This window comes from Paraburkholderia rhynchosiae (assembly GCF_002879865.1).
Taxonomy (GTDB): domain Bacteria; phylum Pseudomonadota; class Gammaproteobacteria; order Burkholderiales; family Burkholderiaceae; genus Paraburkholderia; species Paraburkholderia rhynchosiae.
On record NZ_PNXY01000004.1, the window covers coordinates 247,372 to 259,736 of the forward strand.

Genomic DNA, 12,365 nt, shown 5'->3' on the forward strand with positions numbered 1-12,365 from the left:
TTTTCATACGTTCACTTGGCGAAAAGCGACGACATATCGGCAAACGCCTTAAATTCCAGCGCATTGCCCGATGGATCCAGGAAGAACATCGTCGCCTGTTCGCCGACTTCGCCCTTGAAACGCACGTGCGGTTCGATGATGAAGTCGATGCCCGCCTTTTGCAGCTTGTCCGCGGCGGCCTGCCATTGCTCCATGGAAAGCACCGCGCCGAAGTGGCGCACCGGCACGGCGTCGCCGTCGACCTTGCTGGTCTCACGGTGGCCAACTTCTTCCGGCGCCAGATGCGCGACGATCTGGTGCCCATAAAAGTTGAAATCGACCCACTCCTCCGAACTGCGCCCTTCCGGGCAGCCCAGCAACTCGCCATAGAACTGCCGCGCCGCAGTCAGGCTATGGACGGGAAATGCCAGATGAAACGGCGGCAAGACGGTTTGCGCAACGCTCATGGTGTGAAGACTCGCTGTTTGTGAGGAGGTTGAAATGGGCCGCGCATTGGGCACGGCGGACTATTGGCTCAAAGTTTAACCACAAGTAAAAGTGGTGCAAAACGATATATATTTGAGCTGACCAACACCAGAATCGATCAATCAGCAACGATGCTCAGCGAACTCAGAACCCTTATCGCCGTGAGCCAGTACGGCACGTTTTCCGGCGCGGGCGCCCGCATCGGCCTGACGCAGTCGGCCGTCAGCGCGCAGATGCAGCGGCTTGAAGAGCAACTCGGCTTCGCGCTATTCGACCGCACGGGCCGCTCGGCCACGCTCAACGACGCGGGGCGCGAAACGCTCGTGCTGGCCGAGGAAATGATGACGCTCTATGCGCGCCTCTCTGAACGCGGCGCAGGCGCGGCGGAAAGCGGCATGCTGCGCATAGGCGCAATTGCATCGGCGCAGGTGTCGTTTGTCGCCGACGCATTGGCCCGCTTTCGCGAGGACCACCCAGGCTGGCGGATTCGCGTCGTGCCGGGCGTGTCGCTCAATCTGCTTGGACAGGTCGACTCGGGCGAACTTGATCTGGCCGTCATCATCAAGCCGCCATTCGCACTGCCGTCGGAACTGGAGTGGCGCACGCTCGTCACCGAACCGTTCGTGCTACTCGTGCCGAAAGCACTCACACGCGGCAAGCGATCGTGGCGCGAACTGTTAAAGAGCGAGCCGTTTATCCGCTACGACCGGGCCTCGTTCGGCGGCCGGCTGGTCGACCGTTTTCTGCGCCGTTCACGGCTCAATGTGCAGGACGTGCTCGAGCTCGACGAATTGCCGGCGATCGTGCAACTGGTCGCGCGCGGCATTGGCGTCGCGCTGATTCCGGACACCGTGGGCCTCGGCAAATGGCCCGCCGGCGTCGCCGCGTTGCCGCTCGAAGACGCGACGTTCGATCGCGAGATCGGCCTCGTGCAACGTCCGAAGCATAGCCGGCAGGCGGTGGCCGGCGCGCTAGCCGATTGCATCGGCACCGCGGCAAAAGGATAAAACGCGGCGTACACGAAGGATTGTGCCGATCGACGCTCGCTCAACTGTATCTGTGCGAGCCGCACGGCGGCGCGCAGAATCGATGATCCCGTTGTCTGCCCCGAGGCTCAACTCATGATCGCCAGCACCTTTCTCACCGCCGATGTCCTGTTCGCCTACAGCGCGTACTTCGTCGGCACGGCAAGCCCTGGGCCGAGCAATCTGGCGATCATGTCTCTGGCAATGAGCGCGGGCCGTCGTTCGGCGCTCATCTTCGCGCTGGGCGTCGTGTCCGGTTCGTTCTTCTGGGCGCTGCTGGCGTCGTTGGGTCTGTCGGCGGTGCTCGCTACTTACTCGCAATGCCTCGTCGCCATCAAGATCGCCGGCGGGCTTTATCTGCTATGGCTCGGCTTCAAATCGGCGCGCTCGGCCTTCGCTCCAGGCAAATTGCCGGCGAGCGAGGCACGCGAGGACGAGCCGCTCAGGCGGCTCTATTTGCGCGGCCTGCTGCTGCATCTTACGAACCCGAAAGCCATTCTGGTGTGGATGTCGATCGTTTCGCTCGCCATGTCGACGGCGAGCGGCACGTCGCATACCGCACCCGTCGTGCTCGGCTGCATGTGCATCGGCGTATCGGTGTTCAGCAGTTACGCGGTGCTGTTTTCGACGGCATCTGCGCGGCGTGTGTATATGGCGATCCGGCGCTGGCTCGACGGTTCGCTCGCGATCATGTTCGGCTTTGCCGGCCTCAAGATACTGACGTCGAAGAGCTAGGCGGGCGGCGCTTCAACTGGCCATGGGCTGTTCGACACCTGCTGCGCGCAGCGCTTCGTGCAACGTGCCGAAAATACAGCTCGAGTCGATGATCGGCGTAATGCCGTGCCGGTCCATATCGGAGCGCAAATAGCGGTTCACGCGCGCGAAGATCACCTTGATGCCATTGCGTTTCAACAGACCGCACAATTCGCCCACCGAGCGTGACGCCGAATAGTCGAGGTCGGTAATCGCGCTCGCGTCGATCACGAACCAGCGCACCGCGCTCGGCGCATGAGCGATCAGACGGCGCGTATCGTCGACGAAAAAATGGTCGTTCGCATAGAACAGGTCCGCCCCAAAGCGATAAACGATCAGCCCCGGCGCGGTCTGCGTGCCGGGCACCGCGGGCACCGGCACCCACATGCCGTCGTCGCCGGGCGCGAGGATCATCGTATGGGGACGGTAGCTGTGGCGCACGTGGCGCAGCAACGACAGCGCGACGGCCACCAGAATGCCGTGCTCGACGCCGATCAGCACCACAGCCGCAGCGGTAAACACGGCGAGCGCGAATTCGCCTGGACTTTCGCGGCGAATGGCAAACAACGTCTTGAGGTCGATCAGTCCGATCGCGATGGTAAATACGATGCTCGCGAGAAGGCAGCGCGGCAGATACTGCAAAAAACGGCTGAAAAACAGCAACACCACAACCACCACCGCCGCGAACACGAGCTGCGCGAACTGGCTGCGTGTGCCGGCACGATCGGCCATGGCGGTTTGCGTCGGACTGCCGTTGACCACGAACGCGCCCGAAAACGCGGCCGCTGCGTTGGCCGCGGCAATGCCGAGCAGGTCCGCATTGGTGTCGGCCGTTTCGTGATGGCGCTCGGCAAACACGCGGCTCGCCGCGGCGCTTTGCGCGACGATCATCACGAAACATGAGGCGGCGACCGGCACGAGATCGAGCATCTGCTGCCAGGTGACCGACGGCACGCGCAGCGGCGGCAGCCCGCCCGCGACCGGACCCAGCACCGCAATGCCCTGCCCGGCAAAACCATAGATATCGCTCGCGGCGATTCCCGCCACGACCACGATCAGCGGCATCGGCAAACGCGGCCAGAAACGTTTGAAGAACAGAACGGCCACGACAACCAGCGCCGACATGGTGAGCGTCGGAACATTGACCTGCGCCCAGTCATGCGCGACGAGAACAAGCTGATCGGTACTGCGCGCAGCGTGACCGGGCAAGCCGAGCATATCGCCCAACATCGCGATGCCTACCTGTATGCCAACTCCGGCAAGAAAGCCGACCAGCACCGTGCGCGACAGGAAATCGGCGAGAAAGCCCAGTTTGAAAATGCGCGCGACGAGCAGCAACGCCGCCGTGAGCAACGCAACCATCGCGGCGAGCGACGCATATTCGGCGCTCGAAACGGGCGCCATCGTCGAAAGACGGCTTGCGAAAATTGTGGCGGTGGCGGAATCGGCGGCAACCACGAGTTGTCGCGAAGCCCCGAAAAAGGCGAACGCGATCAGCGGCAGAAAAACGGTGTAAAGCCCGGTAACGGCCGGCATGCCGGCAATGCGCGCATAGCCGAGCACCTGCGGAATATCCATTGACGCGAGTTGCACGCCCGCCAGCGCATCTCGCGCCGCCGCGGCGCGGCTCAATGGAAGCACGCCCTTGAGCACGCTCGCGCGCGACGCCAATCTCGCCAGAAAATCTCGCATACGCGATGCCGCCCTAAACTCAGGTTATCGCGCATCGTGCCGCGACTCGGCACCTTAAAGCAAGTCCCGCGGAGAAACCCGCAACGGCGAAAAGCCGGCAGCGGAGCTTACTTGCCGGCTTTGTTAAAACTCTCGACGTTCAAATTCAACGCTTGAAGTGACCTGTCAGCGGATCGACATGCCGCGCGAAACCGAATAACGCGGCAATGCAGATCGGACAGGCGATGATGAAAACGGCCAACATCTCGCACCCCGTAAACACTTTTTTGTTGCTGACAAGTCTACGCGATACCCCGCCGAATTGAATGGGGGAAAACCGCAAAGCACTGTTGCCGACTATTACAACCATGTCAGATAGAAATGCATTTTGGCCCTGGAAAAAGGGGATAAAACTGTTGAGCTGCTCGCGCGGAATGAGCGCGGATGCGAGCACGCAACCGTATGCGCCGAAGCGCAAACGTTTTCGCGCTTGTCGTCATGTATCGCGCAATCCGTCCAATCCGGTGCATCCGCCAAACGCCTTAAACGGACGCTTCCAGCGGTTCGCGCAAAATCACATCGGCGGCAGCCACGTCCGTGTTTAAAGAGGAGTGGCGCTCCACCCCTTATAATCCGGCATGACTCGAATTCCGCACCACTGTTCCTCGCCGCCGGCCGCATATCGCCGCCGCATTTCCGGCCACGCCACGGCGGCCGCATGAAAACACCAAAACGCTTGCTCCCACTCGTCGAGGAAGGCCTGATCGACGAAGTCATTTCGCAGTTGATGAGCGGCAAGGAAGCCACGGTCTACGTGGTCCGTAGCGGCGACTCCACGCGCTGCGCGAAGGTCTATAAGGACGCCAAGCAGCGCAGCTTCCGCCAGGCCGCGTCGTACCGCGAAGGCCGCAAGGTCAAGAACAGCCGTCAGCAACGCGCGATGGAAAAAGGCAGCCGCTACGGCCGCGAAGTGCAGGAACAGGCCTGGCAGAATGCCGAGGTCGATGCACTATTTCAGCTCGCCAACGCCGGCGTGCGCGTGCCGCAGCCCTTTATTTGCACCGACGGCGTGCTGCTGATGGAACTCGTGACGGACGCCGACGGCAACGTGGCGCCGCGTTTGAACGACGTCGATATGAGCGAAACGCGTGCGCTCGAATTGCACGCGCTGCTGGTCAATCAGGTGGTGCGCATGTTGTGCGCCGGCATGATTCACGGCGACCTGTCCGAATACAACATCCTGCTCGCCGCTGACGGCCCGGTCATTATCGATCTGCCGCAAGCCGTGGACGCTGCCGGCAATCTCGAAGCGCCCGCGATGCTCGAGCGCGACGTGAACAATCTCGCCACGTATTTCGGACGCTTCGCGCCGGCGCTGTTGCAAACGAGTTACGGCAAGGAAATCTGGGCGCTGTACGAGGCGGGCGCCTTGCACGTGGATGCGCAATTGACGGGGCGTGTCGAACTGGACACGACGCCGGTCGATCTCGACGCCGTACTGCAGGAACTCGAAGATACGCGGCTCGACGAAGAAGCGCGTGTGCGCTATGAAGAGTCGCTGCGCAGCGGCACGTAAGCGGGCAATAAGCCGCATCAGGCCGCGTGATGTGAAATCGCGCGGCCGCCTTCGAAACGAACTATAAAGTGCTGCTCAAGCGCGACACACCCATCGACGCGGGCTCGATACCCGGCGCCGGTCCCACGGATTCGCGCATCGTCACGCTCACCGGGAATTCGCGGAATACCTCCCACGTGGTTCGATAGCACTGGTTGACGAGCCAGCGCACCGCGTTCTGCGTGAGTTCGGCCGTTGGAATATGCACTGACGTGAGGCCCGGCGCGGCATAAGCGGCGGAGTAATCGTCGTCGTAACCGATCACCGAGACTTCGTCCGGCACCGAGATGCCCGCTTGATGAAAACGCGCCAGCGCGCTGACAGCCATCGTATCGTTCGCGCAGAAAAGACCCGTAAAACACCGCGCCGAATCGAGTAGCTTTTGCGCAGCGGCATAGCCGCCTTCCGGCGAAAAGTCCGATTCGATCAAGGTCACGTCGTGGCGAGCAATGCCTTCGCGCGCAAGTTCGGCGAAAAAGCCTTCGAGCCGCGTCAGGTTGTCCGACACCGTAAAAGGCGCAGAAATCACGGCGATTTCGCGGTGCCCGTGGTCGAGCAGGGTGCGCGCCGCCAGTTCGCCGCCATGCCGATGATCCGCGCAAAACGACGCTTCCGGCAATTGATCGAACGCGCGATTGAGGAACACCATTTTCGGGTGCATCCGATGCAGCATGATCAGGTCTTCGTCGTGGAGATCATGGCTGATTACGACAACGCGGTCGCAATCGCGGCCAATCAGAAAACGCACTGCCTCGATGGCCTGCTCGCGCGGCGACGCTTCTCCGCAGCCAGTTGCCACCACCACATGACGGCGCACAGCGCGCAGTTCCGCATCGGTCTGCTTGAGGATCGTGCCGTAGTAGGAGCCGAAAAACGTCGGCACGAAAATGCCGATCATGCCGAGCGACTGCGTTGCCATCGCGCGGCCGATAGATGACGGGCGAAAGTTGAGCTGCTCGATTGCCGCTCGCACGCGCGCGGTCGCGTCGGCCGAGACGGGGCCCTTGCCCGAAATAACGCGCGAAGCGGTCGACATGCCCACACCGGCCAGTGCCGCGACATCTTTCAGCGTTGCCACACGGTTCTCCGTCACACCATGCTGTTTTCAATGACGCCAATGGTCACGCTGCAAGCGCACGCCGCCCGCCGCGCCGAACAGCGAGACGTGCGCGCTGTGGAGCGAGAACGACAGCGTATCGCCTGGCGTCACGGGCGTTTTGCGCTGATCGATCGACGCGATCTGCACATAGTCGAGCCAGACGACACGGTGGTTGCCCATTGGCTCGACGAGCAATACTTTGGCGTGCTCCGCCAGGCCTTCACGCAGTTCGCCTATGCGCACGTCTTCGGCCCGCACGCCGAGCACATACGGCTGCGGCTGAAATTGCGATTGCGGATCCACGCGCGAATTCGTGAACGCGTAATTAGACACGTCGAGCCGCCAGTGCTCCGTGCAAAAGTAAAGCGAGCCGTCGCGCTGCTCCAGCGTGACTGGAATACGAGCGCAACGCGGCGATCTTTCGGGTCGGCCCATGTCATGTCTTCACCGGCAATTTCAATGCTGCAATCGGTCACGTCGATCAGCCCGGCAATGCTGTGCAGCAACGTGGATTTGCCGCAACCCGACGGACCGAGCAGCACGACGAACTCGCCGGCTTGCACGTCCAGATCGAGGTTTTCGATTACGTGTTTGCGCTGAGCCGGATGGTCAGATTACGCACGACCACGTGGCCGGATGCGTGAGATCCGCAGCGTCCGCTACGCCGGACATGTCCGTCACGCCTACGGACCCGGCGGCATCCGTCATGTCAGCCGCATTCGTCAACGCAGACGGGCGGAAAATTTGCATACTCGCGCTTAAAGCCGATCAGCAGGTGACGCAAACCGTCGGGATACACTTCCCAGCTCATCTGCGTACGCCCCTTCGATCTGGTATGAAGCGGTGGCCGCGCCCAATAGAAAGTTCTTACGCCACAGCGCGGAGTCGGCGGGCGGCGTGAAGGTGTCGGCGGGCGAGTGCGAGGAAAGAGTTTCGTGTTCCACGGAATGTCCTCAGTGCAAAAGCGGAAGCGCTTCTATAGCGACCCGCGAAGGAGATCAGTGGCCGCTTGCGCGCAGCAATCAGGGTTGGTCTGGAGCGGCGCTGGCACGCGCCGCTCCAGCGCATCCGCCGTGCATTGCGGGCATCGCGCTACACCGCGAACGCGTCGCGGTCATAAGCCTCGCAATACGTTTTCCAATCCGCCGCGACTTGCGCCTCGCATTGCGTCGCGAGTTCGATCAGCGGCACTTGCCAATCCGTGCGATTGCCGAACGCGATCAGCTCATCCGCAATCGACGACTTCTGCCGCCCGCCGCTGCGCAAATGCGCCCATGCGCCGAGCTCCGCCATGCTGTTGACGACACCCTCGAGCCGCGGCAGCTTGCCGTTCCAGTCCTGCAACGCGACGCGATCTTCCGACGGCTGCAAACTGCGCAGCACATACGAGCGCTGATCGAATTCGACTGCATGCAAAAACGCCTGCGAGACCGCCTGATTACGCCGCTGAATTTCGACGACCCGCTGTGCCTCGGTTTGCCATTTCGGCTGCGGCGTATGCACGTGCGGCACGACGGAAGAAGGCAGCGCCTCCTTCAGATCGATCAGATAGTTGCCGTCCGCCGAGCCTTTGCCTTCGACCAGAATCACATAACGATCCACGCCGAGGCTTCCGGTGCCCGCGATTCGCCGCGCGACATCGAGAACGCGATAGAAGTCAGGATCGCTCTCGCCGGCGGCGAACTGCTGCATGAACTGCGTAACCGCGGCGCGTCGTTCATCGCTCACGGCGAGCGCTTTCTTGCCATCCAGCTTGAGCAAGCGGCTCTTGCCTTTGAGCGTGGTGCGCCGATCAAGATGCGCGGCGCGCGTCCGGCTCGCCAGTGCATCGAACAGATCGCGGACCATGCCGGACGACGTTTCGCGTTCGACCCAGCGCGCTTTGCCGAACGCGAGCGCCGCGCTATAAGCTTGCACCGCCGTGTGACACAACGCGAGCGCCTGTGCGCGGCTCAACTTCAGATCGCCCGCGCCGACCAGCACGCTCGTCAATAGACGCACCAGTTCGTACAAATTCGGCGCGAGGCACGCTTCGTCAAAATCGTTGTTGTCGAAATAGATGAGGCGATTGTCCGCCTTGTAGCTGCCGAAATTCTCCAGATGCATGTCGCCGCAGATCCAGACCGGCGGCGCATCGTCGAGCACCTTATGTTGCGGCAGGCGCTCGTAAAACAGATGGCATGTGCCGCGCAAAAATACGAACGGTGACGTGCGCATCGCCTTGTATTTCATTGCGAGGCGTTCGGGATCGCGGCCGGCATTGAAGCGGGCGATAGTCTGCGGGATGTCGATCATGGTTGTCCTTTTGCACGAGGTTCGCCCTGTGCCGCCTGGGCGCCGAATTTCTTGCGATACGCGCCGGGGCTCGTCAGTGCGATGCGCCTGAAATGCCGCCGCAGCGATTCTTCTGAACCGAAGCCGGCGAGCTCCGCGACGCGCGCCATCGGCAACGGCGTCGGCGCTTCAAGCAACTCCCGCGCAATGGCCACCCGCTCTCGCACGAGCCATTCGTAGGGCGCCATGCCGGTCGCGTTGTGGAACTGCCGCTGCAGGGTGCGCGGACTCATCGCCGCGTGATCGGCGAGCGAGCGCAACGTGTGCGGCAACGCGGGATGACTGCGCAGCCAGTCCATCAGCCGCGCGAGGCGTCCGCTTTCATCGTGCGGCACGGGCCGCGGCACGAATTGCGCCTGGCCACCCTCCCGATGCGGCGGTACCACGAGCCGCTGCGCGACCCGGTTCGCCACGGCGCTGCCATGATCGCGGCGCACGAGGTGCAGCAGCATGTCGAGCCCCGCCGCCGATCCTGCGGACGTGATGATCTGCTTCTCATCGACATAGAGCGCGTCGGGTTGCACGCGCAACTGCGGATAGCGCTCCTGCAATTTCGCGGCATAACGCCAATGCGTTGTGACGGTCTTGCCGTCAAGCACGCCGGCGGCGGCCAGCACGAACACGCCGGAGCAGATCGAGCACAGCCGCGCGCCGCGCCGGTACGCGGCGCGAATTTTCTTCAGCAAGGGTTCGGGCGGCACTTCGTCCGCATCGCGCCAACCGGGTATCACGATGGTGTCCGCGCGATCCAGCAGCTTGAGCGTGTACGGTGCCGCGATCGCGATGCCGCCGGCCGCTCGAATCGGGCCGGCCTCGCCTGCACACACGGCAAAGCGATACCAGTTCACGCCGAGCTCGGGACGTTCGAGCGCGAACAGTTCGGTCACGCAGCCGAATTCGAAAGTGCAGAGCCGGTCATAGGCCAGCGCCACGACAAGATGATTGTGCATGGCGTGATGTTACCGAAGATTGACGATTGCGCCACTTATCCAATGCGGGCCCGAGCGCCACAATCGATCTGCCTGATATCGCGCTACAACCAGGAAAACCCTTCACACGCTTTTGCCGAGACCTCGTCATGCCCAATATCAACGCCGTCACTGCTGTGCCCGCCGCGCCATGCGCCGCCGCGATTGCCCATTTCCAGGCATCGTTCGAATTCGAAACCGATTGCGCCGATGTATTCGCCGCGCTTCAAAGCGGCACGCCCGGCTTCGTGCTGCTCGATGTGCGCAGCCCGGCGCTCTTTGCGCACGGTCACGTGCCGGGCGCGGTGAACCTGCCGCACGGCAAGATCGTCATGTCCAAGCTGGCCGCCTATCGCGGCGACACGCTCTTCGTCACGTATTGCGCGGGTCCGCATTGCAACGGTGCCGCGCGCGGCGCGCTGCGGCTCGCGCAACTCGGACGCCCCGTCAAGCTGATGGCGGGCGGCATCACCGGCTGGCTGGATGAAGGCTTCGCGTTGACGTCGGACGCGTGCATCGGCGAGTCGGTCGGGACCGAGGTGGGAATCAATCGCGAGCAGCGGACGCGACTCCAGAGCCAACGCACCGCAGATCAAACCGATGCGTAGACTCGGAGCCATCCAACATCCGCTGGTTCTCTTCGAGTCCGAGCAGCGCGAGGTAGCGCGTCATATCGCCCAAGGTGCGGACGATCTCGCGAAACGCGGCGTATGACGATTTGCTCTTGTTCCATGCGCTGGCCCTTAAGCGCTCCCTAACCAAAAACGCGCGCCCATACCGCCCGCAGGCGCCTCGCGCGGTCTTCGAAGAGATATGAGGCGGCCAGCGCCAGAAGGCCGGAAATTGCACCCGTCACGAGGTGCTCGAGATAGGGCACGCGATAGTGGCTCGTGTGCGAGTAAGCGTCGCCAATCGTAGTCAGCAACCCGACGAGCAGCGCATTGCCGTATCGATGCCTGAAAAATTTCGCTGCTGGTGTGAAAGTCAGAAGTACGGCCAGGAGTCCGGTCAGCAGACCTGTCCGGAATGCTATCGTCCAGTGGGCAAGGCTCATCAGATTGCCCCAACTTCCTGGCATACAGGTCATGCACGCGCTGGTCGGTTGCCAGAAACGCTGAATAAACAGCCTGACGCGGCGCATCCATTCGCTCGACATTTTCAATGCCCTTGTCACTGCCGACACCGCTCTGAGTTTCGTCTGAACCGTTTGCAGGCGCTCCGGCCAGTTGCCGTCCGGATTCATGAGCCGATGCGCCCAACTTGCACGGTACTGGGCCGAGTCAGAACCTCGGCATTCAACAATACTACAGCGCGCCACGGCCCGTGCCGCGAAATGCCCAACGCCATCGGTAACATGCTGAAGATCAATTAAATAAACTCCGCAAAAGTGTCGATAACAGGGGTGCAAGGCTCCTGCCCGGCAAGCCGCTGACAGCGGACGACTTCGGCGAATTGCTGGGAGGATGAGCGATGACGGCGGACGTCCGCTGACTTTCGCAACACGCGGCACAACGCGATTGCATCGCGCCGCGCTCCGTCGCGCTCCGTCGCGCAAACGTTGTCGTCCAGACGCCGCTTTGCAGATGGCCGTTTCAGCAGCGAACAATAACGAGTGCACTGGTGCTGGAGACTTCATGAAATTCGATGTCGCGACGTTTACTTCCCTGTCGTTGATTATGTTCCTGTGCTGCGCGTTGATCGCCACGGTGCTGTCGCGCATGTTCGCGCAAGTGAGCGCGTTCCGCTTCTGGGCAACTGGTTTCTATCTGCTTGCGGCGGCTTCGGCATGCTTTGCGTTGCATCGGATCTGGCGCACCGATCTGCTTCTTTTCGCGACCGCGGCGCTCGCTTTGCAAAGCCGCATTCTGATCTGGGCCGGCACACGCGAGCTGTTCGGCGTCGCCGTGTCGTGGCGCAGGGGACTCGTCGTCACGGGCGTGTTTTGCGTGGTCTACGGCAGCGCACTGTTCTTCGAGATGGCGATGTTGCCGCGCGCCGTTCTGCTCGCACTCTTCTTCGTGCCCTACCGCGCCGCCACGCTGTATGAGATATGCCGCCGACGTCGTCCCCATGTCGGTCTGGCGCGCTCCGTCGTTGCGATTGGTGCGGCAATCGCGACGCTTGGCGCGATCGTGCCGCTCACGCTCGTGCTGCTCGACCGCGCGAATCTCTCGCTGCTGCTCGGCAACCCGCGGACCACTTCCGCGGTCTATGCAGTGGTATTCGCGGGCGACGTACTGCTCGCAAGCGGTCTGATCGTACTGGCGTTCAAACTGGTGATCGTCGAACGCGATATGCTCGCGACGCTCGATCGCACTGCGAGCGAACGGCTCGCCATGTCGCGTCAAACGCGAGCCGGTTCGCACCTCACTCACGGCGACTCGCCCGGCTACGACAAACCGGCGCAACGCGTATCGCTGCCAGGGATGATATAA

The 12,365-nt window shown here is 62.2% G+C and carries 12 protein-coding genes and 1 pseudogene; 5 read left to right on the forward strand and 8 right to left on the reverse strand.

The window, feature by feature from the left end; translation table 11 throughout:
* Window positions 1-11: 11 nt before the first annotated feature.
* Complete coding sequence (locus C0Z16_RS07640; RefSeq protein WP_102631564.1) at window positions 12-446, reverse strand: VOC family protein; 435 nt, start codon at window positions 444-446, stop codon at window positions 12-14.
* Window positions 447-596: 150 nt separating this feature from the next.
* Here C0Z16_RS07640 and C0Z16_RS07645 point away from each other — a divergent pair, with 150 nt between their 5' ends.
* Window positions 597-1,472 carry a LysR family transcriptional regulator gene (locus C0Z16_RS07645; RefSeq protein ID WP_102631565.1) on the forward strand — a complete coding sequence of 292 codons (876 nt, stop codon included), beginning with the start codon at window positions 597-599 and terminating at the stop codon, window positions 1,470-1,472.
* Between the two features lie 114 nt (window positions 1,473-1,586).
* Window positions 1,587-2,225, forward strand: a complete 639-nt coding sequence (locus C0Z16_RS07650) for a LysE family translocator (protein WP_102631566.1) — start codon at window positions 1,587-1,589, stop codon at window positions 2,223-2,225.
* A gap of 12 nt (window positions 2,226-2,237) precedes the next feature.
* Here the strand turns inward: C0Z16_RS07650 and C0Z16_RS07655 are convergent, their stop codons facing one another.
* Both C0Z16_RS07655 and C0Z16_RS37370 read right to left on the reverse strand, forming a co-directional pair.
* Window positions 2,238-3,935 carry a SulP family inorganic anion transporter gene (locus tag C0Z16_RS07655; RefSeq protein ID WP_102631567.1) on the reverse strand — a complete coding sequence of 566 codons (1,698 nt, stop codon included), beginning with the start codon at window positions 3,933-3,935 and terminating at the stop codon, window positions 2,238-2,240.
* A gap of 145 nt (window positions 3,936-4,080) precedes the next feature.
* The gene (locus C0Z16_RS37370) at window positions 4,081-4,368 is read right to left on the reverse strand and encodes a hypothetical protein (RefSeq protein WP_208638625.1); all 288 of its coding nucleotides are present in this window, start codon (window positions 4,366-4,368) and stop codon (window positions 4,081-4,083) included.
* A 264-nt stretch (window positions 4,369-4,632) separates the two neighbouring features.
* On the opposite strand from C0Z16_RS37370, the gene C0Z16_RS07660 reads away from it, so the two are divergent.
* Window positions 4,633-5,490 carry a PA4780 family RIO1-like protein kinase gene (locus C0Z16_RS07660; RefSeq protein WP_102631568.1) on the forward strand — a complete coding sequence of 286 codons (858 nt, stop codon included), beginning with the start codon at window positions 4,633-4,635 and terminating at the stop codon, window positions 5,488-5,490.
* A 61-nt stretch (window positions 5,491-5,551) separates the two neighbouring features.
* Here the strand turns inward: C0Z16_RS07660 and C0Z16_RS07665 are convergent, their stop codons facing one another.
* The 4 genes and pseudogenes from C0Z16_RS07665 to ftrA form a co-directional block, all read right to left on the reverse strand.
* The gene (locus tag C0Z16_RS07665; protein WP_102631569.1) at window positions 5,552-6,607 is read right to left on the reverse strand and encodes a LacI family DNA-binding transcriptional regulator; all 1,056 of its coding nucleotides are present in this window, start codon (window positions 6,605-6,607) and stop codon (window positions 5,552-5,554) included.
* Window positions 6,608-6,634: 27 nt separating this feature from the next.
* Window positions 6,635-7,336: pseudogene (locus tag C0Z16_RS39320) on the reverse strand (ATP-binding cassette domain-containing protein).
* A gap of 384 nt (window positions 7,337-7,720) precedes the next feature.
* Window positions 7,721-8,923 carry a DUF2252 domain-containing protein gene (locus C0Z16_RS07680; RefSeq protein WP_102631571.1) on the reverse strand — a complete coding sequence of 401 codons (1,203 nt, stop codon included), beginning with the start codon at window positions 8,921-8,923 and terminating at the stop codon, window positions 7,721-7,723.
* Entirely contained in the window at window positions 8,920-9,912 is a 993-nt protein-coding gene (gene ftrA / locus C0Z16_RS07685; RefSeq protein ID WP_102631572.1) for a transcriptional regulator FtrA, read from the reverse strand. The genes C0Z16_RS07680 and ftrA overlap by 4 nt, the downstream gene beginning before the upstream one ends.
* 128 nt (window positions 9,913-10,040) lie before the next feature.
* Between ftrA and C0Z16_RS07690 the strand changes: the two genes are divergently transcribed.
* Window positions 10,041-10,538: a rhodanese-like domain-containing protein gene (locus C0Z16_RS07690; protein ID WP_102631573.1), complete on the forward strand. Its 498-nt coding sequence runs from the start codon at window positions 10,041-10,043 to the stop codon at window positions 10,536-10,538.
* Between the two features lie 146 nt (window positions 10,539-10,684).
* On the opposite strand, the gene C0Z16_RS07695 is transcribed toward C0Z16_RS07690, so the two are convergent.
* A complete protein-coding gene (locus C0Z16_RS07695; RefSeq protein WP_102631702.1) occupies window positions 10,685-11,086 on the reverse strand; it encodes a hypothetical protein in 402 nt (133 codons plus the stop codon).
* Window positions 11,087-11,564: 478 nt separating this feature from the next.
* Between C0Z16_RS07695 and C0Z16_RS07700 the strand changes: the two genes are divergently transcribed.
* The gene (locus tag C0Z16_RS07700) at window positions 11,565-12,365 is read left to right on the forward strand and encodes a hypothetical protein (RefSeq protein WP_102631574.1); all 801 of its coding nucleotides are present in this window, start codon (window positions 11,565-11,567) and stop codon (window positions 12,363-12,365) included.

What these genes read in the sequence shown, in the direction of transcription:
- C0Z16_RS07700 (WP_102631574.1), top strand. Translation starts at nt 11,565, where the DNA reads ATGAAATTCGATGTCGCGACGTTTACTTCCCTGTCGTTGATTATGTTC.
- C0Z16_RS07680 (WP_102631571.1), bottom strand. Translation starts at nt 8,923, where the DNA reads ATGATCGACATCCCGCAGACTATCGCCCGCTTCAATGCCGGCCGCGAT.
- C0Z16_RS07690 (WP_102631573.1), top strand. Translation starts at nt 10,041, where the DNA reads ATGCCCAATATCAACGCCGTCACTGCTGTGCCCGCCGCGCCATGCGCC.
- C0Z16_RS07645 (WP_102631565.1), top strand. Translation starts at nt 597, where the DNA reads ATGCTCAGCGAACTCAGAACCCTTATCGCCGTGAGCCAGTACGGCACG.
- C0Z16_RS07695 (WP_102631702.1), bottom strand. Translation starts at nt 11,086, where the DNA reads ATGTCGAGCGAATGGATGCGCCGCGTCAGGCTGTTTATTCAGCGTTTC.
- C0Z16_RS07650 (WP_102631566.1), top strand. Translation starts at nt 1,587, where the DNA reads ATGATCGCCAGCACCTTTCTCACCGCCGATGTCCTGTTCGCCTACAGC.
- C0Z16_RS07655 (WP_102631567.1), bottom strand. Translation starts at nt 3,935, where the DNA reads ATGCGAGATTTTCTGGCGAGATTGGCGTCGCGCGCGAGCGTGCTCAAG.
- C0Z16_RS07660 (WP_102631568.1), top strand. Translation starts at nt 4,633, where the DNA reads ATGAAAACACCAAAACGCTTGCTCCCACTCGTCGAGGAAGGCCTGATC.
- C0Z16_RS07640 (WP_102631564.1), bottom strand. Translation starts at nt 446, where the DNA reads ATGAGCGTTGCGCAAACCGTCTTGCCGCCGTTTCATCTGGCATTTCCC.
- ftrA (WP_102631572.1), bottom strand. Translation starts at nt 9,912, where the DNA reads ATGCACAATCATCTTGTCGTGGCGCTGGCCTATGACCGGCTCTGCACT.